Here is a 23,878-nt window from a genome sequence, read left to right on the forward strand (position 1 = left end):
CGGAGTTGAACGACATATAAGAATCTATAGTACCATCATCTACTGCTTTTTCATATTTACTGATAATGACAAGTTAAAAGAACTGGTGTAAGCCAGTTCTTTTTGCATACATACAGTAATAATCAGTAAAAAATATTGTCATTTCTTTATATTTAGCAAAATGTTTTCACAGCGAATTTATTAGTTCTTGCTACTGTGAGGTAGAAATATTGTAAGTATGAGCAATGGCAAACGTTTCTAAAAGTTTAAATGCAGGGGTTCACAATGCTACAGGTATTGAGTTTCAGAAGCATTGTGTACTGTTTCTTCTGTTGGATAACTATGAAAAACTAAAAGAAAGGAAGTATTTCATCTGTTTAGAACATCATGATGATTTTCTGTTCTGCTTCCAAAATGGAAATGGTGAGCTAACTTCTATTGATGCTTATCAGGCCAAAAAATCCTCTGGTAAGTGGGGTGTTTCAGATGAACTATGCGATATCTTAAGAAAATTGGTAGAAGTTGGAGTAGCTCTAAAAGAAGATTCAATACAAAAGAATGAATGCTACTCACATGCACTACATTTTGTTACTAATGATGCAATAACATTAAGAGCAGGAAGTAAGCCTAAAGTAGTAACTACTACAATCAATGAATCAAATAATTGGGTAGAGTTTGTTAAGTTAGACAAGAAGATTAGAGACTGTCTTGAAGAAAAAGTTAAGAAAAAGCTAAAATCCAACATTACAGCACTTAATGAAGTTGGAAATATAAAGTTTTGTTTCATCGACTTCGGTAAAACTCGACAGGGTCATATTGAGCGGTTAATAGGCAAATTTATTTTGACTTTCAGTAACAAAGTTAAAGACCCCAATGCAGCCATTCTTACTCTTTTGGAGCTATTTAGAGAGATTGAAACTGCTTTCAATCAAGGATACAAGGCTAAACTGTTAGATAAGAAAAAAAGGGTAGAAAGCGATGTTATAAATGAAGCTTTAAACATCATTACTTCTCAGCAAATGGCTTTTGAAACATGGCGAAATCACAGGAAAGATTTTGCTAAGTCTTTGGGACTAAATCTTATACAGCAAAGAGAATTCGAATTGCACTTCAATAACAGTTTTGATTTATTTAAAGATTACCATCAGGCTGAACATATCAAAATACTATCTTTTGTAAGAAATAATAGTCAATTGCTTGAAAGTTGTACAGATGAAGTGATGCTTGTAGAAGAAATGTTTAAGAAATTTAAGTCTGAGAACAACTCTCAACTGGATGAAGTTGAGTTAAAAGCTGCGGTTTTTGCAGCATGTATAGAGTTAATTAATCCTCATGAATAAGAAATTAGAGTTCAATAGACTTTTTGCCTATTCAGAAAAGCTGAATAAATGTTTCAATGCTGAGTTTGGCAAAGGTGTTAACATTATACATGGACGTAATACATCAGGGAAAAGTACGCTATTACTATCTCTACTTTATGTTTTTGGTATAAATGATGTTAAACTTCAATTGCATGAGATTCTCCAATATGGGGGATTAATTTTTCGTCTGGACTGTACTTTATTTGGCAGCCAAACTGTAGAAAACCTTACAATTATAAGAGAAGATGAAAGTCTGATTGTTAAGAGAGCTAATCAACCTGTTTTAAGGTTCAATGGGATTGGTAGTGATAATTCAGTTGAGCATATAAAGCTTAAACATTTCTTTCATGAGCTATTAGGTTTCTCATTGTATTTGGAAAGTAAAAACGAATACAAAGAAGCACCTATCGAAACAATTTTTTTACCTTATTATATTTCTCAGGCTGTTGGTTGGGTATATCTCCGAAAATCCTTTAGCAACTTAGACTACTACAGAAACTTCAAAGATGATTATCTTGATTACTATTTAGGGATTGATAACTTTTTTGATAGGCTTGCTAAGCAGCAGTTAGAGGATAGACTGAAGGTTTTAAATAAGGAAAAAAGCTTCTTCACTAAGTTTGAAAGTAATAATATAGACATACAGGTAGCAAGAATAAATGATGAAAAATTTACTAAAGAGTCGTTAAATTATCTCGAAACGTTTAGGACTAAAAAGAAGGAGTTAGCTAATACAGAAAAAGATTACACCTTGAAGTGTAATGAACTCAGCTTGTTTTTACAGAGAAAATCTGTTCTTTCTAAAGTAGCTAATCATCATAAAACACAACGTCCAGTTGATGGAAGTTGCCCTGTATGTTTACAAAGTTTACCGTTGAACCTTGCTGCAACATATAAATTTCATCAGGAATCGAATGATACTGAATTAGAAATAAATAAGTACAAGGATAAAATTAAAAAGACTCAATCTGAGGTCAACTCACTTCACAGTAAAATTTCAAAGCTTAAGAAAAATATACATAAAGAATATAAAATACTTAGCACTTACTTTGAAGAGGGTATAACATTTGAAGACTGGTTAAGGAGTAAAGCAAATATTAGACTTAGTGAGAACATCACTATGAATCTTGGAGAGATAGTTAGAGAAGAAGAACGAATCAAAAAGGATTTAGAAAGCTTCAAGACTGAAGAAGAAGTAGTAATAGAGAGGAATAATAGAATAAAATCTTTTGCTACATTATTCAAAAACTACTTAAATCAGTTGCAGGTGAAAGCACTTGTAGAGGATAGGTATACGAGCGTTTATAAAATTTCTGCATTTCCTTATCAGGGAGTAGAATTACATAAAACAGTTATGGCTTATCACTTTGCGTTTAATAGATTGATAAAGCAAAATAACAATATTCACAGGCTTCCTTTTATTTTAGATGCTATCTTCAAAGAAGATATAGACCAACCCAATAAAGATTTGATAATTAAGTTTATCAGTAATAATAGACCAAAGGATACACAAACCTTTTGCTCTATTGCAGAGATTAATGATTCAGAAAGCGAAGTTAAAAGGTTTAATAAACAATACTTTGGTAATGAAGCCCACCTGATTTGTATAGGTAATGGAATAGATGAACGAGCTTTCCTTTCTGAATATGATGATAATCTTTCTGAATATTTATTAGAAACATTAGAATTAATAAATAGCCTTTAGTCAAAGGTTTTGATAAGGCTTCTCTTTTATAGTTGGCATTTAAGCCTTATAAGTTAGATACTTATGAGGCTTTTTTTATATGTTCCATAACCCCATTTTATCACTCCTATATGTATCTAAAATGGGGTACATACTCCATTAAATTACCTTTTATTAAATTGATAATTGTATATTTTGTAGTTTTTAACAGCAAAAAAGGCATATATCCTCCCCTCCTCCTGTCGCTTCCTGCAAACAATGTCATGTACCGACCCCATTTATAAATTTTTTATAAAAAATCCAGTTTTTAAAGCAGTATTTAATGCTGCTTATTTTATTGTAAATTATTTTAATCGACTATAAGTCAATGCTTTGAAGGCTATTTAAAAGTTTTTCGTTAGATAGCGAGGTTTTACGGGTTATATAGATATATATCTATTAAAAAATTCCCTAAAACATGGCAAATCATTCAATATATTCTGATATTCAGAAGAATCGGTTATCTATTGTCAAGACTGAAGAAATACTAAAATGTAAAGGTTATGAAAACTTAAATAGTGAACAGGCAATGATTGTTGCAGAATCTTTAAGGCTATTCTGTGAGATAATTGCAGATATGTACTTTTTAACTGGTAGGATTTAAATTATAAAAGTGTAAGTCATGAAGGAAAAAGACCTTTTTACAAACAAAAGACAAAAGAAAAACTCTCAAAAGAAAGAGACTAACAACGTGGTGATATACACTCGTGTAAGTACAAAAGAGCAGTATGAAACTAATGCCAGCTTAGGCACTCAAAAGAAAGTATGTGAGGAATTTGCTAAGAAGAATGGCTACAATGTAGTAAAGTCTTTTGGTGATACTTATGAAAGTGCAAAAACTGATAAAGGTCGTAAGCATTTTCAAGCAATGTTAGACTACATTAAAAAGCATAAAAAGGATATACGTGGTGTGATTGTGTATGACTATTCAAGGTTCTCAAGGTCAGAAGAGAATGTTGTACTTGTTTATGAGTTGAAGCGTTTAGGTGTTGAAGTTCTTTCCGCAACGCAACATATAGATACAAAATCATCAACAGGTAAGTTCGCACAAGCTTTACAATTGATACTGGCAAACCTTGATAATGAACAGAAGAGCGAAAGAACAAAAGCAGGTATTATTGAAAAGTTAAAACAAGGAATATGGCCTACCAAACTACCAGTAGGGTACGCTAAGAACCAAGAAACTAAGTCTGTAGAAATTACCAAAGAAGGTGAATTGATAAAAGAGGCATTTATATTGATTGCCTCAGGCGATACTATTACCTCAATCAAGAAAAAGATGGATAGGAAAGGCTTCAGACGTGATATTAGAAGGTGGGGTGATATTTTAGATAATCCTTTCTACTGTGGACTAATCGTTCATAGATTGTTAGATTATCAACCTATAAAGGGTGTTCACCCCCCACTAATTTCTGTAGAACAATGGGAGAAGATTAAGCGAGCAAGAGCAGGCAAGGAGATTGTTCAATCATATATTAATGCTGCCCCATTTTATCCATTAAAAGGCTTTATTAGCTGTGCCTGTGGTAGGAAGTTTACAGGGTATCAGGCTAAGAAGAAAGCTAAACCAAATGGAAACTTCTTTTACTATAAATGTAATAATTCAAGCTGCTACACCAACGTATCTACTAAAGTTGCAGAACAAGAATTTGCTACGTTCTTATCTAAACTATCACTAAACAAGAATTTGCAAGGAGTATTTAAAAAGCAACTCAAGGCTACCTACTTAAACTATAAAAATGAATCAAGGCTTAAGAAGAAGAAGCTTGAAGCAGATATCAAAGACTATGAAAACAAGAGTAGATTACTAACAGATAAATGGCTTTACGAAGGGCTGGATAAAGAGATTTATCAGGAACATAAGCTAATGTTAGAAGAAGGGAAAGCAGCGGCTGTTCAAGAACACAATCTACTTGAACTTGAGCTATCGAACCCTGATGAATTCATCAATTTTGCAGTTTATATTTCTGCAAACCTTCATAGATTGTGGGAAAAGGCAGAGGTTGGCGTTAAGAAAAGGCTTCAAGAATTAGTTTTCCCTCAGGGTGTTTCATTTGTAAAAGAAACTAAGAGTTATCGAACTCCTGAAATAAACATAATATTTAAGTTAAATGGCTCAAAACCAGAGAATAGAGGGCATAAAAAAAGCGGGGAAATCAGCAATTCTGCCAATTCCCCCGCTTCAGTACCTTGGGCCGTAGTACTTTTATATTCTGCATCCTAATTGATGTTTACTAAAAATGTGCTTAAATAGGCTGTAATGGCTGTTTTGTGATTAAGATCAGTTAAGACTGATTAAGCCAAATTAACAAATTCCGTCCCCTAATCCGTCCCCTGCATTAGATTAATTCCTATATTGTAGTCATAGATATTTGACTATGGCTAGCACTACTTTTGTTCTCAAAGAACCTACCTCAAAAGATGAGACTCTTGTTTATATGCTGTTCCGCTTTAATAACAAGAGGCTTAAGTTTTCTACTGGTGAAAAGATTCTTCCTAAGTTCTGGAATCCAGAGAAGCAACGCGCTAAAGAGACTAAGCAGTTTCCGGATTATCTAGAGTTTAATACAAGATTGGATAACTGCGAGTCTGCTATCAAGACGGTGCATAGGAGGCTAGTTAATGATAAGATTTTGCCTACTGTGGCTAATCTGAAAGAGGAGCTTTTGAAAGAGCTGCTTGATGAGGAGGAGCAGGAAGGAATGACGCTGTTCAAGTTCATAGAAGAGCTTATAAAGACTACCTCTAAGAGACCTAATACTATCAAGAACTATAAGCAAGCTCAAGCCAGACTTACAGAGTATAGAACAGCTAGGAAGAGAAAGCTAGATTTTGAAGATATTAATCTTGATTTCTACTATGACTTCACCAAATACCTGCAGGATAAGAAGTACTCAGTAAACAGTATAGCGGGCTTCATAAGGAACATTAAGGTTTTTATGAATGAAGCTACTGATAGAGGGATCAACAAGAATCTGGAGTATCTGAACAAGCGATTTAAGGTAGTAGAAGAGCATGCTGATGCTGTCTACCTGACTCAAGATGAGCTTAAGAAAATATATGAGCTTGATCTTTCTAATAATGAGAGGTTGGATAGGGTTAGAGACTTATTTATAGTTGGGTGCTATACTGGTCTTAGGTTCTCCGACTTAGAATATGTTACTCAGGAAAACTTTATTAAAGACAACACCCAGATAAGATTAAAAACCCAGAAAACAGGAGGTGTTGTAGTTATACCCGTTCATAAGTTTGTAAAGCAGATATATGATAAGTATTTCGGAGTGCTGCCTACTTCTATCAGCAATCAAAAAATGAATGACTATATTAAAGAGGTGGCAGAGCTTGCTAAGATTGAAGATAAGGTGCTGATCAGCATTACAAAAGGAGGGAAGAGAGAACAAAGTTCTCATTTAAAGCATGAGCTTATTTCTACCCATACTGCAAGAAGAAGTTTTGCTACTAATCTTTACTTAGCTGATGTGCCTGCTATTACTATAATGAAGATCACTGGCCATAAGACGGAGAAAGCATTTATGAAGTACATTCGTTTATCTCAGGAAGAAAACGCAGACAAACTTATCAATCACCCATTCTTTAACTAATGCCTTTTAAAAACATTACAGACGAGGAGCTTGCACTGCTCAAGCAGGAGTTTAACCAACTTAAAACGATAGAGGAGAAGTTTAAATTCTGGCGTGTTAAGTTGAGGCATAACTACATGTGGGTTGGAGTTACAATTCCTTTAGCAGAAAGAGGGATAAATGATTTTCTTATTAAACCAAATAATGAAGCGGAAACAGAAGAGTTTAATCTGCATTTATTAGAAGAGGTAAGTTTTACCGATTCTTTACGTGCAGGAGGAAAAGTAATGGTTGACTCAGAAACTCTAGTTCTAAGGCTCTCGGAGAAGCTAAAAGATGTGGTGAACCCTAAGCCACTTTTAGAGAGTGAGATTAGTTGGATAGATTCTGAAGTAGAAAAGTATCAGAGGTTGCCAAGAACGGCAAATGACAGTAACCATTTTTTTAAAATGTCTCTTAGTGCTTGCTGGCTTAAGGCTTATGAAGAGTACTATCTGAAGAGGCGAGAAGTTAGTATGAAACATACTAGTTATAGCTATGCAACTCTAATGGGAGGTTATGCTGGATGTGAGTTAGCTAAATATAGAGTGTACGTTGAGCGGAAACTAGAGGAAGTAAAAAATAATCAAACACCCTTGGCGCAGGAAGATACTCCTCTTAAAAGGCAACTGCTTATTATGCTTTATACTGGTATGCTTGACAAGCTAGATCATGTTAAAAACAAAGACAGAAATAAGCTTCTCTCTGTACTGCTAAATAGAAGTGAACAAAGTATAAAAACGGAGCTCACTAACATTCATAAAAGGAGTAGGGTCTATAAAATCAGGACTGAAGAAAACTATTCTTTCTTGCTTGATCTATTTGAACAGGTGCAGTTAAATGAGCAAGTTGAAGAGGTTAAGAATGAGTTAGATAAGTTAAATGGAGTAAAAAAGTAACCCCTCCCCACCCCCTATACTCGGGGCTTCTTAGGATTCTTTTGTGGCATAACAAAACAAAAAGTTATGTCACAAATCATCCTAAATGGACTTACAACTGAGCAACTCAAGGAGCTGCTAGTTGAGGTAATTGCTGAACACCTAAGTTCGGCTTCTAGTGTGTTAAGTGCTGCCCACTCTTCCCAAGATCAGCCAACATACTTAACTAGAGCTGAGGCTGCCAAGCTTCTGCAAATCTCTCTGCCTACTCTTAACGACTACACCAAGAGAGGCGTCATTTCATCTTACCGGATTGGTGCTAATGTGCGCTACAAGTTCTCAGACATAGAGAGCGCACTGCAAGAAAGAAACTTCACCACGAAGCGGAAAGGAGGTCGTCATGGCGCATAAGAATGACTACTCCGTCATAGCCTTCTTTTCTGATGACACAAAGCCTAAGCGCTGGACTTATGTGCATAAGCTCTACGGCTTCTCCTTATTCCTGAACAGGAAACATCCGGCTTGGAGGTACATGAATGTGTACGACCGTCGCAGCGGGAATTTTATCAGACGGTTCTACAGGGGACAGAGTATCCCTAACTTCCTCACGGTTTTGTTTTTTTTAACCTTCAGTATTTCAAACCTTCATTACATCCCCCTATATGGTTTTAATAATACTGCAACGATTCAGATTCCGTGTTAGTCAAAAACACGTACGGTTGCAGCGCTGTGCTAGGCACAACTTTAACCAAAAGGCTATACTATACGAAGTACTCCGGTTCATCTCTGGACAGAAAAAAGCAAGTAAAAACTAAGCCTAAAAAGAAGGAAGCTGCTGAGGAGGAACAGGAGAAAGATACTACTGAGAAAGTTCGTGTTATGTCTGGTCGGACTAAGACTAAAATCAGAAAGAAACTCTTTGCTTTCTCTCGGCTTCATAAGCGCCTCACATTCGTTACGCTCACTTTTGTAAATGAGGTAACTGATGAGCAGGCTATCAAGGTACTCAGGAAGTTTATTGACAACACGAAGAAGAGGGGCAAGAACTTCCAATATCTGTGGGTTGCTGAGAGGCAGACAGAGAATAAAATCTTTCCGGATAACATTCACTTCCACATGATCACTAATAAGTACTGGGATATCCAAAAGACCTGGAACTACTGGTTAGATCTCCAAAGAAGGAATGGCATTGTTCCAAGGGATGAGAGCTTTAAAGCTTCTTCTGCTTTTGATGTAAAGAAAGTAGACACGAAGAACCCCAAGCAGGTAGGGACTTACCTCACGAAGTACGTCACGAAGAATAAAGCTGAATTTAAATGTCAGGTCTGGAACTGCTCCAAGTCTATCTCTGCACTCTATACCGACTTCTACACGGATTACAGCTTCTTAGAAGAGCTACAGAGGCTTAAGAAGGATGAGATAAAGGAAGTGCCGCTTGAGTTCTGTACGCTTCACCTAGTGCCCTTGGATAAGACTACCATAAGGTTCTATGACAGACTAGAGAACAAGAATAGAAAAACATTAGAAAACTTAAATCAACAAGAAAATGCCAGTATCAAGAAATAGAAAGAAGAAGAACAACAGCTCTAGAGTTAAAGCTGCCCCGCCTATGTGTATACATGAACTATTTAAGCTGCAGACAAACCCCTGCAGGAAATGCGGAAGAGTAAGGGACGAATTTAGTTATAAGGAGCTTCCTGATAAGGAGCAGCCACACTGGAAAGAAACAGGAGTGTTAGATTCTATAGACTACTTCCTGTACTGCCCAAGCTGTGAGGAGTACTCTGCTTTGTTTATGACAGAAGAGTTTTAACAGAAGAACCGGTTAACACCGGTTCTTTTTATTTCTAATGGAACTTAAGGTTTTATATATTATAATTACATTATATACTTCAATGAACGTCTGAACACTATGATTATACGTGTTGTGCAAAATATAAAACACTATGAGTACAAGTTCATCAACAAACTTTAGCGAAATAATAAAGAAAGCACGTGTAGGTAAATATAAGTTACCTGCTTTTCAAAGAAAATGGAAATGGTCTCAAAAGCAGGTAATGTCTTTGTTTGAGAGTTTACGGCAAGGCTACCCTATAGGCTCTTTTTTAGTAATGACTTCTGAAGAGGCTTTAAGGCTAAACCCTCGTGCATTTTATGGTACTGGAGCTACTGCTGAAAGTGAAAACAGTATGGACGGTTTAGTTTTGGATGGGCAACAACGGATTACAGCTGGTCTTGCTATTTATTATGGAGTGGAAAATCCTAGTGGAATAGACTATTATATTAATGTTAAGAAAATCAAAGAGCTTATTGAAGAAAGGAAAGTAGATTTAGATAGTGATAAAAGTATAGAAGTTTTTGCAAAGTCTCTTGATGTAGAGGATGGATATATAACTACAAAACCTCAAAGAAAGAACAGAGACCATAATTTTTATGAGCATTGGTTACTGTGGACTGGATTCCTTACAAAAGATAAGGCAGACGAGCTTGATAATATTGTAGATAAACTTGATGAGAGAGATAAAGCTATTTTAAGAAGAGTAGTAAGGCGGCATTTTAGTCCCGCAATGGAGATACCTGTTCCTGTAATAACATTGGGGAAGGAATTTGACTTAGGAGCCATAAGTAAGATATTTACAACTATTAATACTACAGGTAAACTTCTTACTCCTTTTGAATTAGTTGTTGCGATACTGTTTCCAGAGAATGTTTTTCTCGAAGAAGAGATAAATGAGTTCAAAACTAAGTATCAGTACTACTCCAATATGGATAAGAATGGAGAAATTTTATTGCAAACAATTGCTCTTCTTGATAGTAAGCCTCCTAAGAAGTCTGATTTGCCAAAAAATATGAATGCTGTTATTTATAACAGACATCGGGATAATGCAGTAAATAGCCTAGATAATTTAGGTAAATGGCTTACAGACTCAATTGGGTTAGGTTTAGATAGTTCTAATAAACTTGTACCTTATGATGCTATTTTTGCTCCTATGGCAGTTGTTTTTGGGTATATAGAGGATAAGTATAAAAATACTAATAAAGTAAAAGCAAGATATAAGCTCAAAAAATGGTTTGTAGGAAGTGTCTTGTCACAACGTTATCAAGAAGGAGTTCATAATAAACAACAGAACGATGTTGATGAATTCAAAGCTTGGATAGACGATGAAAAGTTAATGCCAAAGTGGTTAGATGACGTTGTTATTAGCCCATCAATAAAAAGAGCAAGCTCGTCTGGTGCAATTGGTAAATTAATTAAGTGCATGATAAACATGAGACATCCCAAAGACCCTGCTTCAGATGAGCCGATAGGATTTAAAGATGGCTTAATTCAAACAGAAATACACCATATTTTTCCTACAAAATGGGTGAAAAAGGGTTTAGTTGATTTTGAGGATGAGAAAATTAATATTAATGTTGCTTTGAACACTATGTTCCTGTCTAAGCAAACTAATGGAGATTGGTTAAATTTTGATCCAAAAACTCAAGTGGAGCAAGCTAGAAAAGCTAGTAGTAATGAAATGATGTACGCTAATTTTGAAACTCAATTCATTAGTCAATCTGCTATCGAAATTTTAAGTAAAAGCACTAAGAAAATGTCTGATTATGAAAGCTTTCTAAATGCTCGATTTAAGTCATTTGCTGATGAGTTGAGTCAGTATAACTTTAAAAAGGTAGAAAATGAGGAAGAAGGCTTTCAAGAATTAGATGAGTCTGAAGAATAATTCTCATAGTAATGAAAACCCAGTAGTTATTTCTGTTTACTACTGGGTTTTTATATTTAAAGCTAACTATTTCAAACACAAGCTTAAGCTTTAGGACATGCATTCCGTCCCCTGTAACGTCCCCCGAAAATAAAAAAAGCCTGTAAGTTATTAGCTTACAGGCTTTTATATTTAATCAATGTACCTTGGGCCGGAGTCGAACCGGCACGAGTGTTACCTCATTGGTGTTTGAGACCAACGCGTCTACCAATTCCGCCACCAAGGCTTGTTCCCCTTTCAGGAACGCGATGCAAACTTAGATAATGTTTCCTGAATTCGCAACAGGTATTTTTTCTTCAGGTAATAGGTTTTTACCTCCCGCAGGGCCTCTTCTTTCGTAACTCCATGAAGCTCAGGGTATCGCTGTAGCACAGGTAAAATATCATTGTCGAGTTGGGCTACTAAACCGCTGGTTTTTTCTCCTACCTCGTGCAGTTTATCTGCGTCAAAGTCAAACTCCAGCTCCATCAGCACCTCGTTCAGCTCCATCATGTCCATCAAAAACTCCGAAGGCAACTCGTTCTTGCCGCCTTCTTCCAGCAGGCCATGCTCCTTCAGAATGTACTGCATGCGCTGGTCCGGGTCGGAGAGGGTACGGTAGGCATTCGTGTTCTGCGTAGACAGCTGCAGGATCTCCTGCTGCTTTTCCTGCGACTCATTGGCGTGGAAGTCCGGGTGGTACTCCCGGCTCAGCTTGTAATAGGTATTCTTCAGGGCCTTCTCGTCCAGCAGAAAGCTTTCCGGTATGTTATAGAATTCGAAGTAATTGCTCATAGTTTCTGGTGTTTCGTGGTCATCACAAGCAGCTGTATCAGCTACTCATGTTCTACAAAGGTACAGTATCTGGGGCTGTTATGTTAATAATTACGTTCACTTGCTTCATTTCTGAGGCAGATCGACAAAACTACTGCCAAGTAGGGTACAGGAGCCTGTGCCTTCTTGCCTTCGAAGCGGTGACTAACTCAAGCCTACCCGAACAAAGCAGCTGATAAGGGAAGCGATGCTTTCTGTGGCTTATTGTCTGACTCCCGAAAGGTGCAAATGGAGCCAGGCAATAGAGGATAGAGGATAACTGGGGGGAGTAATATAGACACTACATGCCCCAAATGTTTCTGTTAAGCCGAAGCAGAAGGGGGAATGGTGATGGAGATCCTCTTTAAATAGTTTAAGGATAAATAAAATAAATAAATATATAAAACTTAATATATTTGAATTTAGTATAAGTCACGCTGCCGTACCTTTTGTTTTATTTAACCCTATAAGCATGAAAAGATCACCCTTCCTTACCTTGCTGGTTGTGTTCCTGTTAGGCATGTGCCTGCAGAGTTGCCAGGGCTACAGAGCAGCCCGGAAGGCAGAAGACTGCCCGGTATACAGCTTCGTCAAACATAAAAAGCAGAAGCCTGGTCGGTTTTTTACAAAACTTTTTAAGTAAGACCGCCTATCGGTTTCGGGTGTTTTGTTATAAAGCAACTATTAGACAGATAGTTAGGCGTTTCCTTGTTATTGGTTTTTCGATCCAACACTACCGGGTACTTGTGCGTGGATTAATATTGAGTAAATAAAGCCGTAGAGGAGCAATTGTACACTTCGTACTGCGCCCTCTACGGCTTTATTTATTTGCTTACTGGAGTCCTGCTTACTGCAGCAGTGTAATCCCCTCCTGGTTCTGCTGTCCCTTTGCCAGGTCAAGGGCAGTAAGGCCTCTTTGGTCTCTCAGTGATTTGTCTGCGCCCTTGTTTAGCAAGACTTTGATTACCTCATTACGGCCAAACATGGAGGCGAGCATCAGGGCAGTACCGCCGTTCGCGTTTACGGCATTTACGTTCGCTCCTTTGCTGAGCAGTAATTCGGCCAGAGCAGGATAGCCTTTAAACGCTGTTCCCATCAGCGCGGTGTTACCCGTCACATCCTGGTGATTTACATCGGCACCAGCTTCAATCAAAAATTTGGCCGCTTCCACATGGCCATTATAGGTAGCGATAATCAGCGGGGTAAATCCTTTCTGATCCTGCGCATTCACGTCTGCTTTGTTTTGCAACAGTTGCTTGATAGTTGCCACATCGCCAGTTCGGGCTGCTGCTGTTAGATCAGGAGCCTGGGCGAAGAGGACTGCCGGTATTAAAAGGAAAAGAAGGTTGAAGAAAATTGATTTCATGGGTAGAATATGTAAAGAGTAAAATTTAAGCTATTTGAAAAAGTTGGTTAAGTGAGTCCATGAGTACCTGGCGTGGGGCTCCTTCTGTTGTCCGGAGTGTGCCGGCAGGGCGGCGGATCAGGCGGTCCAGGGTAGCTTTGGCCAGTTTCTTTACTGTGTCGCCATCCTGCAGGTTCGTGTGTTTCTGTAGTTCGCTTTCCAGCACAGCCGCGAAAAAGGATTTTAGATTCCCAATGGTTTTGGCTACAGGCAAATCTTCGAGCCAGTTGGTGAAGCCCTTGGTTTCCTCCTCCACAATGCACTGCACATCCGTAATGGATTCTTCGCGGGCTTTTTTAACAGCCTCTGTTTTGCTGCTGATGTGATCTATGTTGACCAGTGTGGTGTATGGTAAAGCACCGGTATCAGGGCTTATGCTTAATGGTACAGAAAGGTCTAGCAATACCCGCCTGTTTTCCTGCATCGGCACACCTAGTTGTTCGGCTGTCAGTTGAGCTCCGGCGCTTACGCAGGAGACGATGATATCATACGTATGAATAGTGGCTAAATAGTCAGCAAAGGGGATAGCCTGTAAGCCTAACTTACTGGCTAAAGCTTGTGCCTTTTCATCAGTACGGTTGGTGAGTGTTATATCCTTAAAGCCGAAAGAGGTAGCATATTTGGCTATGTCCGTGCCCATTTGTCCGGTGCCAATTATCAACATGCGTTTGTGCACAAACTCTTTTCGTGGAACAAAATCGCTGATCCGTTCTAAGGCAGCATACCCTACAGAAGAGGCACCGGAGCGGAAGCTTGTTTCGTTATGCACGCGCTTGTGTGTGCGGAACAGCGTTTGAAGCGCCTGGTGTAAGAGCGTTCCACCCAGTTCCAGGTCTTTTGTACGTTGGTAACTTTCTTTAAACTGGCCAATGATCTGCCTGTCGCCCATGACCTGCGACCGGAGGCCCAGCCCTACTTCCAGCAGGTAACGCAGCGTGGCTTCAGTTTGAGTGTAGGATACAAACAAGGCAGTGTAAGTCGCTTTGTTTGCTATGTTCCTGAACTGTAGCAGTGCATCCTGAATAACAGTAGTAGGCGTGCCAGCCGACTCATAGTATACTTCAGTTCTGTTGCAGGTCGTAACCAGCATCACTCCGTCCACCAAACCCTCCTGCTTTAAAGAAACCATAAATGCAGCGGCCTCCTCTTTGCTTAATTGCAGGGCCTGGCGCCACTCTAATGCTGCCGTCTGGTGCGAAAGCGAAACTGCCTGGAGAACATTCATTTGCTGTTAGAATTGGTTAGGATAGTACTGGTTTGATAGAAGTGCCTTACTGTAAGACCTGTGGTCTTTGTTTGTACACCGCAACCTGCTCTCCTCATGGAGCGCATTGGTTTGACTTCTTCTAGGGAGAGCAGGGGAGGGTGTGTTTTTTAAAGGTGAGCAAGGTGACTTGTCCTGCTTACCCCAGGTTATTTAGCCGATGCCAGCGTTGTAATGTCTGCCTTGTTCAGCTTCAGGGCTTTGATCAGGCGGTTGCCATAGTCCGCATCTGCCTGGTAGAAATAGCTTACCATTTTATTCACTACTTCTTTGTTTTTTACCTGGCCTAAGTCACCAGCCAGGTTGCTGATCAGGTGCTCTTTCTCAACTTTTGATAGGGAGCGGTACAAGTCACCGGCTTGCTTAAAGTTGTTTTGCTTGCTGATCACCCGTTGCATGGTCTCCTCGCTGATTTTGCGGGTTGAGTAGTTGTATTGGTTGTCATCCACGAAGGTAGACTGTGTGGCACTTGGCTGGTAGTTCACATCTGACTTAGCCGCCCGGTTGCTCATGGTCCCGTTCTGGTTAAAGTTGTTTACATCAACCAAAGGGGCGTTCACGGCTATGCGCTGGAAGTTGCCACCCAGGCGGTAACGCTGGGTATCCATATAAGAGAAAACGCGGCCTTGCAGCAACTTATCTTCAGATGGCTCGATGCCTGGTACCAGTGTAGCCGGGGCAAAAGCAGCCTGCTCTACTGTTTCGAAGAAGTTATCCGGTACCCGGTTTAAGGTCATTTTGCCAATGGCCATGCTTGGGGCAACTTCCTCTGGCCAGATCTTGGTTGGGTCCAGTGGGTTAAAGTCGAATTTATCCAGATCCTCTGGCTTCAGCATTTGCACCGATAACTCCCAGGACGGATAGTTGCCTTTCTCAATCTGCTCGTACAGGTCCTGCGTCGCGTGTGAGTGGTTCTTCGCCTGCATCTGGGCTGCTTCTTCCGCCGTGAAGTTCTTTACGCCCTGCTGCGATGTCCACTTATACTTGACATAGGTTACTTCCCCTTTCGCATTTACCCACTTAAAGGCATGTACCCCAAATCCATCCAGCTGCCTTACGTTAGCTGGTGTACCTAAGTCCTGATACAGGTAGGTAAACATGTTGGTAGCTTCTGGTACGTTGGCAAAGAAATCGAACACGCGGTTCGGGTCCTGTCTGTTGTAGATAGGAGATGGCTTAAAGGCGTGTACCATGTCCGGAAATTTAATCGCATCGCGGATAAAGAACACTGGCAGGTTATTACCCACTAAGTCATAGTTCCCCTGGTCGGTGTAAAACTTAACGGCAAAGCCACGCGGGTCGCGCAGTGTTTCAGGGGAGCCCTGCTCGTGCACTACCGTGGAGATACGAACAAATACAGGCGTCTTTTTCCCTTTCTCTTTGAATAAAGACGCTTTGGTGTACTGGGAGTAGTCGCCGTAGCTCACAAATTCGCCGTGGGCACCCACCCCACGGGCATGCACTACGCGCTCCGGAATGCGCTCCCGGTCAAAAGTGGCTAGTTTTTCAATCAGATGGACATCCTCGAGCAAAACAGGGCCGCTTTCTCCGGCTGTTTTAGAGCTTTGATTGTTACCTACAGGTGCACCTGTGTTCGTGGTCAGCGGCTTTTGTTGTGCAAACGTCAGCTGGCTACACGCAAAGATGCTTAATAGGAGTAGAGTTTTTCTTAGCATGTGTTTTTATAGATTTATTTAACTGTACAAAAGTGCAGCAACGAGTTTTATAGAACCAATCAATAGTTTTGATGTGCTTATAGGGTAGCTCTATTATTAGGTGCAACCTTATGAGTCTAAGCGCTATGGAGAGCCAGTATTGGGCGGGAAAAAATAATAGAGAAGACTTGATATTGATTAGGGAGAGGCCAAAAGCCCTGGCGGGATGAGGAGTTGAATAATACCAGCCTGGCTTAGCGAAGCCTTGTACTTACTCCTATCCCCTCGGAGGAGGGGAATTAAATATTAGAGAAAGTCTAAACCGAGGATAGGATAAAGCCCTTCACTTAAGAACGCAGCGTCTTATTTGCACTCTTTTAATGTACTCATGGTATCCCGACCCATGGGAGAGATCTGTCTGGAATTCTGTTTAGATCTTTCACGAAGTTAGAGATGATACAGGGGATAGTGATAACAGTAAAGAGTTGCTGATTGAAGGAAAGATTTTACCCGGCTTTTCCAAGCGGCGGCGGGAGTGGCAACTAAAGATAAAGTTAGATTACATGCCGCTCCACTGTGGTATAAACAAGCATACTATATCACGACAAACTGTCTCGTTGGGTCATCTCAAAGGAGTGTTAAGCTTCACCTGATATCATTCGTGATGGGTAGGGGAAGAGCTTTATACCTCCACCTGTTGCATTGACCAAGCCTGGGGCTTGTCGGCAAACAAAGCTTTTGTGGCTTTCCACACCTTGCCAAAAAGTGCTGAGTGGCGGTAGCTGTTCAAGTGGGCTTCCGAATCCCAAAGGCTGTAGGTGCTATACACATGAGGCTGGTTCACGTCCTGCAGGAGTTCTACGTGGTTACAGCCTTCAAAAGCCCTGATCTTGTCTTTCGACTCACGGAATATTTCCAGAAACTCCTCTGTCTTTTCCTCCTGAAAGGTCATCCTGACGATGCGTACAATCATTGTTTTAATGTGCTAATGGTGTAATCTGCTAATGTGCTGATTGTTTAATTAAAAGTCGGTGCAATTTACTCAAATGTGAACCAGACCTGTTTACCCGTCTTCAAGTGAAAATTAACACACCAGCACATTAAAAAAATTAGCACATTAAAGTTAACTGCCCGGGTAAAAGCGTACGTCTACCTGCGAGTCGAAACCCAGGCCAAGGAGTTCCGCCGCATGGCCTTTGTTAATGCCGATGCACAGGAGATTTTGGCTGTTGTAAATGCAGCAGCAGTCGCCGGGGTCTACCTGGTTGTAGTTCTGGTAAACACGGCCCATCGTTTCACGGGCAAAATGGATTGTAAAGGTTCTACCATGGGCAATGGTGTCAATGCTGTCGCGGGTTATGTCAGTGATGAGGTTGCCGTAGCGGTCTACGTGAATCACGTGGCCGGTGATAGAGTGGTCGTTCAGGCGCAACTGCCGGTTCAGGAGTTGCCTGTACTCGGTCGTTCGCTCCCCCAGCACGTCTATGTCGCCTCCCTTGGCTAAAAACACAGCGGCAGGGGCGAGGAGGTCTTTGGAGGGGAAAGGCATTTCCGGGTTTTCTGTCTTCAGCTCCACCACAAGCTCTGGCTGCCCCTCCGTGATGAGCGAGAGCAAACCGTTATCGGCCATTAAAAAATACTGGCCTTTGCATTTTGCTGCATGATATTTGCCATGTTTACCATGCGTATCCACACCTACCAGGTGCACGGTACCTTCGGGGAAGTCGTTAAGAACGGCTCCCAGCACGAACTCCGCATGTGCGATGTTGTAGGGCTCGATCGCATGAGAAATATCTACAATGGTTGCCTGTGGGTCTTGCGAAAGGATTTTGGCTTTTACAGCGGCCACATAGTGGTCGGTGTAGCCAAAATCAGACATAAACGTAATTACAGCCATATAACGAACTATAATTTGTGTGGATTTGTAATTAGTTATATTGATTTTTCCTTAAATTAAGGAAAATATTACTTAAGAACTATATACGAGGATAAACATTTGGTAGAGAAAGTAATAACACTGGAGAACATCTCTCTGATTGACTTTCTGGGGACAGAGAATCAAAATATAAAGCAACTGGCTGCTGCTTTTCCAAGCAGTAAAATCATTTCCAGAGGTAACGAGATCAAGATTCAGGGCCAGACCCCGGAGATCACCAAAATTCACGAAATTCTTTCTTCACTGATCGACCATTACCATAAGTTCGGAAAGATTACGCATAACAGCGTAAATAGATATCTTTCTTCGGATTCTTTTGTAGACGAGGATGTAATTGTTACTTCTCCGGATGTAATTGTGTATGGTAGCAAGGGGGGCGTGATCAAAGCGAAGACGCCAAACCAGCAACGATTGGTAGATACGGTAGAGAAGAACGATCTGACTTTTGCGCTGGGACCAGCCGGTACAGGTAAAACATATGTGTCTGTAGCCCTGGCGGTACGCGCCCTGAAGAACAAGGAAGTAAGGAAGATCATCATCTCCAGACCCGTGGTAGAAGCAGGCGAAAGCCTGGGCTTTTTGCCCGGCGACATGAAAGAGAAGGTGGACCCTTACCTGCGCCCGATCTACGATGCCTTGGAAGACATGATCCCGGTAGAGAAACTGAAGTATTACCAGGAAAACAAGATCATTGAAATTGCGCCATTGGCTTACATGCGTGGCCGTACGCTGAACAATGCCTTTGTGCTGTTGGATGAGGCCCAGAACACTACCCCGGCACAGATGAAGATGTTCCTGACCCGTATGGGCCCGAACGCCAAAGTGATGGTGAATGGCGATTGGTCGCAGGTAGACTTGCCGCGCAACCAGCGCTCTGGTCTGATGGAGGCTCTGAAGATCCTCCGCGGCGTGAAAGGCATCGGCTTTGTGGAAATGAGCGGCGAGGACGTGGTACGCCACAGACTGGTACGGGACATTGTGAATGCCTACACCAAGCTGGAGGAAGAGCGCCGCGCTGCCAAAGAGGAAGCAGAGGCAGCTGGAGAGGGCAGGAAAGAGCCGTCTTACGACCGACGCCGAAAAGTGAAGGTTGAAAATGCTGAATAAGCTTAAATAATTATAGCATTATGTAAAGGCGCAGTAACTTGCGCCTTTATCTTTTTATTATGATTGAGCTAAAACGAATAGAGCAGGAGCAGGACTTGCAGGCTGCTTATAAAGTAAGAGAGCAGGTATTTGTAGAGGAGCAGCAGGTTCCGCGCGACGCTGAGTATGACCAGTACGAACCCGTGGCAACCCACTATCTGGCAACGTTCAACGGTGTTCCCTGTGGGGCGGCTCGCTGGCGAACCACGGAGAAAGGCGTAAAACTGGAGCGCTTCGCCGTACTGGCCGCGTACCGCAACAAGAACGTAGGTGGGCAGGTGTTGCAGGCCGTTTTGCAGGATGTAAAGGCTGCTCACCCTGAGAAGGAAGTGTACCTGCATGCCCAACTGCCGGCCGTTAACTTTTACAAGCGCCACGGCTTTGAGACAGAAGGCGAGAAGTTCAGTGAGTGCGACATAGAGCACTATAAAATGGTGTACAGAGGCTGATGCTGTCCTGGGCGCCATACCCCTTTGTGCGTGTTGCGCTTAGTTTTATAGCGGGCATTCTGCTTTATCTTTTTGCGGGCAAGGATTTCCAGTACAGTACGGAAGTCCTTGCCTTTTTTGTGTTGCTTTACCTGGTAGGCTTTCTCCTCTCTAAAAGGCGGAAACAGCGTTTTATCACGGACGTAGCAGGAGTCCTGGGTTTGCTTTCTTTTGTTGCGCTAGGCCTCTGGACGACACACCTGCATACCGAAAAGCACCAGCCGCAGCATTTATTGCATCTTTCGGGGCAGCCAAACTACTACCAGGGGGTGGTAGACGATTATGTGCTGCAGAAGCCGGGTTATCAAAGTACTGTGTTAAAAGTGGAGCAGGTGCTTGTAAGCGGGGCCTGGCAGAAGGTCTCTGGCAAGGTGCAGCTTTCGGTGCCACATGATTCTGAAAGGCCTTACGAGTTAAACTATGGTGATGTATTACTGATAAAAGGAGCACCGCAGAAAGTAAGCCCGCCGCTCAACCCGGCCCAGTTCGATTATCAGCAGTACCTGGCAAACAAGAGCATTTATCACCGTCATTACCTGCAGGCTTACCAGTATGAGAAAGTCGCCTCTGAGCCTGCTAACCCGCTTTTGTACGCCAGCATACAGCTGCGCCGTAACCTAGATGCCCTGTTAAGAGCGCACGTAGGAGAGAAGCGGGAGTACAGCATCTCCTCTGCATTACTCTTAGGCGTAAAGGATGAACTGGACAATGCCATCCGGGAGACTTATGCCAGCACCGGTACCATGCACGTGCTGGCTGTGTCCGGTTTGCATGTAGGCCTGATCTACCTTTTGCTGATGCTGGTCCTTCGCCGCTTCGGCAGCAGCAAGGCACAGCGCCTGTTAGGAGCGGGCATCGTACTGGCAGCGCTTTGGTTGTATGCCTTTGTCACTGGGCTTACACCTTCTGTGCTGCGGGCCGTCGTGATGTTTAGCCTGGTTACGGTAGGGCTTGCCATTCAAAGGCGGACGAACATCTACAACACAGTGGCAATTGCTGCCGTTGCCCTGCTTTTGCTAAATCCTTACAATTTGTTGGAGGTGGGCTTTCAGCTCTCGTTTCTGGCCGTGCTGGGTATTGTGTACCTGCAGCCCCGTTTTTATAACCTGCTGGAGGTGGATAACTGGTTGCTGGACAAGGTCTGGGCATACTTTACAGTGGCCGTTGCCGCACAGATAGCAACGCTACCCTTGGGCTTGTTTTATTTTCATCAGTTCCCTGCCTACTTCTGGCTGGCAAACCTGGTGGTTGTGCCGCTGGCCACCTTCGTGCTCTGGTCTGGCATCGCAGCCCTGGCTTTTGTCTGGGTCCCGATGCTAGGCGCGTTGCTGTTCCAGGTTCATTACTGGCTACTGTGGGGCATGAACGAGTTTAACTTTTGGGTACAGCAATTGTCTGCCTCCCTGCTGCAGGGGATTGACATCACCCTGTTACAAACCATCCTGCTCTACCTGCTGCTGTTTGCCCTGGTCTTCTTCCTGGCACTGAAAAAGCTTCGCTTCCTAAGCCTTGCCGTGGTTATCGTTGCGATTTTATCCGTCCAGGAAATCAAAGAGACAGTACAGCAAAAGAACCAGGAACTACTTGCCCTCTACCAGGTGCGGGGCAGTACAGGCATGGCCCTGGTACAGGGGCAACAAGCTACCGTGCTGTCTGACAGCATCCTGCTGTTGGACAGGGATAATTATACCTTTAACATACAACCGCACCTCTGGCAACTAGGTGTCCATGAACCTAAGCAGGTCAGCTTGCCGGGGAATGCTGCGAATGCTGTAAGCGAAGCTGCTCTTACTGTATTACCGGACAGCAACCAGGTACTGGTGTGGCAAGGCATACGCCTGCTTCTGCTTTCCCGTCCACCGCAGCTAAAAGCCAGGCAGTCCCTGAACTTAGACTATGTGCTTTTGCGCCAAAATGTACGCCTGAAGCCTGAGGACCTACAGGGTTATACTACCGCCACTGTGCTGCTGGATGCTTCCAGCGCCCCCTGGTACCGCAGGCGTTTGCATCAGGCCTTGGATACCCTCGGGCTTGCTTATTATGATGTAGCTGACTCAGGTGCTTTTGTGTTGAAGGTGAGGTAAGCTTTAGTGGGGCATCATCAACTGCCTCGTTCCCTTCCGTCTTTATACGACCAAATCCTCCCAATTACTTCTTCCCTCCCTTTTTCGTATCTTTACACACCTTAAAAGAGAAAAATATGAGCGAATTTACCCCCCTTAGCGAACTAGGCGAGTTTGGCCTGATCAAGCTAATAAAAGATAAGATAGAGCTGCGCCACCCGTCTACAGTAAAAGGAATTGGTGATGATGCTGCTGTACTAGAGCCACAGGAAAAGCAAATTGTAGTGTCCAGTGATATGCTGCTGGAAGGCGTGCATTTCGACCTGACCTTCTGCCCGCTAAAGCACCTCGGGTATAAGGCCGTGGCGGTAAATGTGTCGGATATTGCCGCTATGAACGCCAAGCCGACGCAGATTACCGTGAACATTGCCCTGGGCGCACGCTTTACAGTGGAGGCGGTAGACGAACTGTACGAGGGAATCCGGTTGGCCTGTGAGAACTACAACGTAGATCTAATTGGTGGTGACACGACTTCTTCCCGCGCGGGTCTGGTGATCAGCGTCACAGCGATAGGAGAGGTGGCCAAAGGCGAGGCCGTACTACGTAGCGGTGCCAAGGAGAACAACCTGATCTGCGTAACCGGAGACCTGGGGGCTGCCTATGTGGGCCTCCAGATACTCGAACGCGAGAAGCAGGCCTTTATAGCGAACCCGGAGATGCAGCCAGAGTTGGAGGGTAAAGAGTACGTAGTAGGCCGCCAGCTACGGCCAGAGGCGCGGATGGACGTGATTCACGAGCTGAAAGAGCGTGGCATCAAGCCAACAGCCATGATTGATGTGTCGGATGGTCTTGCCTCAGAATTGCTGCACATCTGCAGTCAATCCAAAGTGGGCGCTACCATTTACAAAGATAACCTGCCGGCTGACGAGCAAATGCTGGAGACAGCCATGGAGTTTAACCTGGACCCGATTACCTGTATTATGAATGGGGGAGAGGACTATGAACTGCTCTTTACCGTACCTCTGGAAGACTACGACAAAGTGAAAAACCACCCGGACATCAGCATTATCGGCAAGATTACCGATGCCAGCGAGGGCGTGAACCTGGCCAACAAGCAGGGACAGGCTTTTCCGCTACAGGCACAGGGCTGGGTACACTTTTAAGTTCTTTCCTGGAGAAAGGCCTGTTTGCTGAAGGACAATGACCTTACCAGGTACAGGTTTTCAGGTGAGACAGGAAACGTTAAATCTCTTTCAGCTTGATAGTTTGGGTTATTAACAGAACAAGAAAGGCAGCCTGTCGGGGCTGCCTTTCTTGTTTAAACAGTGTCACGTCTTTTGTCTAAAAGTCCTTAGTCTGTTGTCCACTAGTCCTTTGCCCAAGAGGATCTCAGTCCTCCGGAAACGGGATGAACACAAAGTTCTGGAAGTCTCCGTCTACTACGAACAGGCAACAGTACTCGTCAGGGTCTTTGTAGGCGGCCTTAAAGTCATCTACCTTATCCTTTACCACCAGTTGCCGGTTCACAAAGTCCTCCAGGTAAGAGGCGTTAATATGCCAGTCCAAGGCTACCTCTTCCTTGGCAAGAAACACAGAGCCCACCGGTACCTGTGTTCTGCTGAACACGAAAATAGGGTACTCTGAAATTTTGCGCTTGCGCACCTGATAAGAGGCCTCTTTCAGCGTTTCGGCCACCACCACAAAATCTTTTGAGATAGTGCCCAGGTATTTACCATTCAGTTCCGGATCGTTTTCCATGGTGTTATGTACGACAAACACAGTACAGAAATTAATGAACAGAGCTTTG

Annotated in this window: 21 protein-coding genes and 1 tRNA gene; 14 read left to right on the forward strand and 8 right to left on the reverse strand. The window is 42.5% G+C overall.

Going from position 1 to position 23,878, the window contains the following annotated elements; translation table 11 throughout:
* Positions 1-224: 224 nt before the first annotated feature.
* From CHB92_RS18630 to CHB92_RS18680, 10 genes are all read left to right on the forward strand, one after another.
* Positions 225-1,319, forward strand: coding sequence for a hypothetical protein (locus tag CHB92_RS18630; protein ID WP_089320756.1), 1,095 nt, complete (start codon positions 225-227; stop codon positions 1,317-1,319).
* A complete protein-coding gene (locus CHB92_RS18635; RefSeq protein ID WP_089320757.1) occupies positions 1,312-3,045 on the forward strand; it encodes a hypothetical protein in 1,734 nt (577 codons plus the stop codon). The genes CHB92_RS18630 and CHB92_RS18635 overlap by 8 nt, the downstream gene beginning before the upstream one ends.
* Positions 3,046-3,481: 436 nt before the next feature.
* On the forward strand, positions 3,482-3,667 hold the full coding sequence (locus CHB92_RS18640; protein WP_089320758.1) for a hypothetical protein: 186 nt from the start codon (positions 3,482-3,484) through the stop codon (positions 3,665-3,667).
* 18 nt (positions 3,668-3,685) lie between these two features.
* Positions 3,686-5,287 (forward strand): recombinase family protein, encoded by a 1,602-nt coding sequence (locus CHB92_RS18645; RefSeq protein ID WP_089320759.1) that lies wholly within the window; start codon positions 3,686-3,688, stop codon positions 5,285-5,287.
* A 154-nt stretch (positions 5,288-5,441) separates the two neighbouring features.
* Complete coding sequence (locus CHB92_RS18650; RefSeq protein WP_089320760.1) at positions 5,442-6,665, forward strand: site-specific integrase; 1,224 nt, start codon at positions 5,442-5,444, stop codon at positions 6,663-6,665.
* Positions 6,665-7,582 carry a hypothetical protein gene (locus tag CHB92_RS18655; RefSeq protein WP_089320761.1) on the forward strand — a complete coding sequence of 306 codons (918 nt, stop codon included), beginning with the start codon at positions 6,665-6,667 and terminating at the stop codon, positions 7,580-7,582. The genes CHB92_RS18650 and CHB92_RS18655 overlap by 1 nt, the downstream gene beginning before the upstream one ends.
* A gap of 66 nt (positions 7,583-7,648) precedes the next feature.
* Positions 7,649-7,972, forward strand: coding sequence for a helix-turn-helix domain-containing protein (locus CHB92_RS18660; protein ID WP_089320762.1), 324 nt, complete (start codon positions 7,649-7,651; stop codon positions 7,970-7,972).
* 318 nt (positions 7,973-8,290) lie between these two features.
* The gene (locus CHB92_RS18670; RefSeq protein WP_089320763.1) at positions 8,291-9,127 is read left to right on the forward strand and encodes a rolling circle replication-associated protein; all 837 of its coding nucleotides are present in this window, start codon (positions 8,291-8,293) and stop codon (positions 9,125-9,127) included.
* A complete protein-coding gene (locus tag CHB92_RS18675; RefSeq protein ID WP_106219171.1) occupies positions 9,108-9,374 on the forward strand; it encodes a hypothetical protein in 267 nt (88 codons plus the stop codon). Before CHB92_RS18670 ends, CHB92_RS18675 begins: the two co-directional genes overlap by 20 nt.
* A gap of 133 nt (positions 9,375-9,507) precedes the next feature.
* On the forward strand, positions 9,508-11,283 hold the full coding sequence (locus CHB92_RS18680) for a GmrSD restriction endonuclease domain-containing protein (protein ID WP_089320765.1): 1,776 nt from the start codon (positions 9,508-9,510) through the stop codon (positions 11,281-11,283).
* A 181-nt stretch (positions 11,284-11,464) separates the two neighbouring features.
* Here the strand turns inward: CHB92_RS18680 and CHB92_RS18685 are convergent.
* The 7 genes from CHB92_RS18685 to CHB92_RS18715 all read right to left on the reverse strand — a co-directional run bounded on the left by CHB92_RS18685 (position 11,465) and on the right by CHB92_RS18715 (position 18,335).
* A tRNA-Leu gene (locus CHB92_RS18685) sits at positions 11,465-11,548 on the reverse strand.
* 11 nt (positions 11,549-11,559) lie between these two features.
* Positions 11,560-12,096 (reverse strand): Fe-S protein assembly co-chaperone HscB, encoded by a 537-nt coding sequence (gene hscB, locus CHB92_RS18690; RefSeq protein WP_089320766.1) that lies wholly within the window; start codon positions 12,094-12,096, stop codon positions 11,560-11,562.
* Positions 12,097-12,961: 865 nt separating this feature from the next.
* On the reverse strand, positions 12,962-13,480 hold the full coding sequence (locus CHB92_RS18695; protein ID WP_089320767.1) for an ankyrin repeat domain-containing protein: 519 nt from the start codon (positions 13,478-13,480) through the stop codon (positions 12,962-12,964).
* A gap of 25 nt (positions 13,481-13,505) precedes the next feature.
* The gene (gene hemA, locus CHB92_RS18700) at positions 13,506-14,744 is read right to left on the reverse strand and encodes a glutamyl-tRNA reductase (RefSeq protein ID WP_089320768.1); all 1,239 of its coding nucleotides are present in this window, start codon (positions 14,742-14,744) and stop codon (positions 13,506-13,508) included.
* 188 nt (positions 14,745-14,932) lie between these two features.
* Positions 14,933-16,459, reverse strand: coding sequence for a catalase (locus CHB92_RS18705; RefSeq protein WP_089320769.1), 1,527 nt, complete (start codon positions 16,457-16,459; stop codon positions 14,933-14,935).
* A 661-nt stretch (positions 16,460-17,120) separates the two neighbouring features.
* Positions 17,121-17,411 (reverse strand): putative quinol monooxygenase, encoded by a 291-nt coding sequence (locus CHB92_RS18710; RefSeq protein ID WP_089320770.1) that lies wholly within the window; start codon positions 17,409-17,411, stop codon positions 17,121-17,123.
* 150 nt (positions 17,412-17,561) lie between these two features.
* Complete coding sequence (locus tag CHB92_RS18715; protein ID WP_089320771.1) at positions 17,562-18,335, reverse strand: SAM hydrolase/SAM-dependent halogenase family protein; 774 nt, start codon at positions 18,333-18,335, stop codon at positions 17,562-17,564.
* 99 nt (positions 18,336-18,434) lie between these two features.
* Here CHB92_RS18715 and CHB92_RS18720 point away from each other — a divergent pair, with 99 nt between their 5' ends.
* The 4 genes from CHB92_RS18720 to thiL all read left to right on the forward strand — a co-directional run bounded on the left by CHB92_RS18720 (position 18,435) and on the right by thiL (position 23,234).
* Complete coding sequence (locus CHB92_RS18720; RefSeq protein WP_089320772.1) at positions 18,435-19,481, forward strand: PhoH family protein; 1,047 nt, start codon at positions 18,435-18,437, stop codon at positions 19,479-19,481.
* A 59-nt stretch (positions 19,482-19,540) separates the two neighbouring features.
* Complete coding sequence (locus tag CHB92_RS18725; RefSeq protein WP_089320773.1) at positions 19,541-19,969, forward strand: GNAT family N-acetyltransferase; 429 nt, start codon at positions 19,541-19,543, stop codon at positions 19,967-19,969.
* Positions 19,969-22,092 carry a ComEC/Rec2 family competence protein gene (locus CHB92_RS18730; RefSeq protein ID WP_089320774.1) on the forward strand — a complete coding sequence of 708 codons (2,124 nt, stop codon included), beginning with the start codon at positions 19,969-19,971 and terminating at the stop codon, positions 22,090-22,092. The genes CHB92_RS18725 and CHB92_RS18730 overlap by 1 nt, the downstream gene beginning before the upstream one ends.
* 116 nt (positions 22,093-22,208) lie before the next feature.
* Positions 22,209-23,234, forward strand: a complete 1,026-nt coding sequence (gene thiL / locus CHB92_RS18735; RefSeq protein WP_089320775.1) for a thiamine-phosphate kinase — start codon at positions 22,209-22,211, stop codon at positions 23,232-23,234.
* A 226-nt stretch (positions 23,235-23,460) separates the two neighbouring features.
* Here thiL and CHB92_RS18740 read toward each other — a convergent pair whose 3' ends face one another.
* Entirely contained in the window at positions 23,461-23,829 is a 369-nt protein-coding gene (locus CHB92_RS18740; RefSeq protein ID WP_089320776.1) for a hypothetical protein, read from the reverse strand.
* Between the last annotated feature and the right edge of the window lie 49 nt (positions 23,830-23,878).

Origin of the sequence: Pontibacter ummariensis (assembly GCF_900188175.1) — a bacterium.
Taxonomy (GTDB): domain Bacteria; phylum Bacteroidota; class Bacteroidia; order Cytophagales; family Hymenobacteraceae; genus Pontibacter; species Pontibacter ummariensis.

What these genes read in the sequence shown, in the direction of transcription:
- CHB92_RS18630 (WP_089320756.1), top strand. Translation starts at nt 225, where the DNA reads ATGGCAAACGTTTCTAAAAGTTTAAATGCAGGGGTTCACAATGCTACA.
- CHB92_RS18635 (WP_089320757.1), top strand. Translation starts at nt 1,312, where the DNA reads ATGAATAAGAAATTAGAGTTCAATAGACTTTTTGCCTATTCAGAAAAG.
- CHB92_RS18640 (WP_089320758.1), top strand. Translation starts at nt 3,482, where the DNA reads ATGGCAAATCATTCAATATATTCTGATATTCAGAAGAATCGGTTATCT.
- CHB92_RS18645 (WP_089320759.1), top strand. Translation starts at nt 3,686, where the DNA reads ATGAAGGAAAAAGACCTTTTTACAAACAAAAGACAAAAGAAAAACTCT.
- CHB92_RS18650 (WP_089320760.1), top strand. Translation starts at nt 5,442, where the DNA reads ATGGCTAGCACTACTTTTGTTCTCAAAGAACCTACCTCAAAAGATGAG.
- CHB92_RS18655 (WP_089320761.1), top strand. Translation starts at nt 6,665, where the DNA reads ATGCCTTTTAAAAACATTACAGACGAGGAGCTTGCACTGCTCAAGCAG.
- CHB92_RS18660 (WP_089320762.1), top strand. Translation starts at nt 7,649, where the DNA reads ATGTCACAAATCATCCTAAATGGACTTACAACTGAGCAACTCAAGGAG.
- CHB92_RS18675 (WP_106219171.1), top strand. Translation starts at nt 9,108, where the DNA reads ATGCCAGTATCAAGAAATAGAAAGAAGAAGAACAACAGCTCTAGAGTT.
- CHB92_RS18680 (WP_089320765.1), top strand. Translation starts at nt 9,508, where the DNA reads ATGAGTACAAGTTCATCAACAAACTTTAGCGAAATAATAAAGAAAGCA.
- hscB (WP_089320766.1), bottom strand. Translation starts at nt 12,096, where the DNA reads ATGAGCAATTACTTCGAATTCTATAACATACCGGAAAGCTTTCTGCTG.
- CHB92_RS18695 (WP_089320767.1), bottom strand. Translation starts at nt 13,480, where the DNA reads ATGAAATCAATTTTCTTCAACCTTCTTTTCCTTTTAATACCGGCAGTC.
- hemA (WP_089320768.1), bottom strand. Translation starts at nt 14,744, where the DNA reads ATGAATGTTCTCCAGGCAGTTTCGCTTTCGCACCAGACGGCAGCATTA.
- CHB92_RS18705 (WP_089320769.1), bottom strand. Translation starts at nt 16,459, where the DNA reads ATGCTAAGAAAAACTCTACTCCTATTAAGCATCTTTGCGTGTAGCCAG.
- CHB92_RS18710 (WP_089320770.1), bottom strand. Translation starts at nt 17,411, where the DNA reads ATGATTGTACGCATCGTCAGGATGACCTTTCAGGAGGAAAAGACAGAG.
- CHB92_RS18715 (WP_089320771.1), bottom strand. Translation starts at nt 18,335, where the DNA reads ATGGCTGTAATTACGTTTATGTCTGATTTTGGCTACACCGACCACTAT.
- CHB92_RS18725 (WP_089320773.1), top strand. Translation starts at nt 19,541, where the DNA reads ATGATTGAGCTAAAACGAATAGAGCAGGAGCAGGACTTGCAGGCTGCT.
- CHB92_RS18730 (WP_089320774.1), top strand. Translation starts at nt 19,969, where the DNA reads ATGCTGTCCTGGGCGCCATACCCCTTTGTGCGTGTTGCGCTTAGTTTT.
- thiL (WP_089320775.1), top strand. Translation starts at nt 22,209, where the DNA reads ATGAGCGAATTTACCCCCCTTAGCGAACTAGGCGAGTTTGGCCTGATC.
- CHB92_RS18740 (WP_089320776.1), bottom strand. Translation starts at nt 23,829, where the DNA reads ATGGAAAACGATCCGGAACTGAATGGTAAATACCTGGGCACTATCTCA.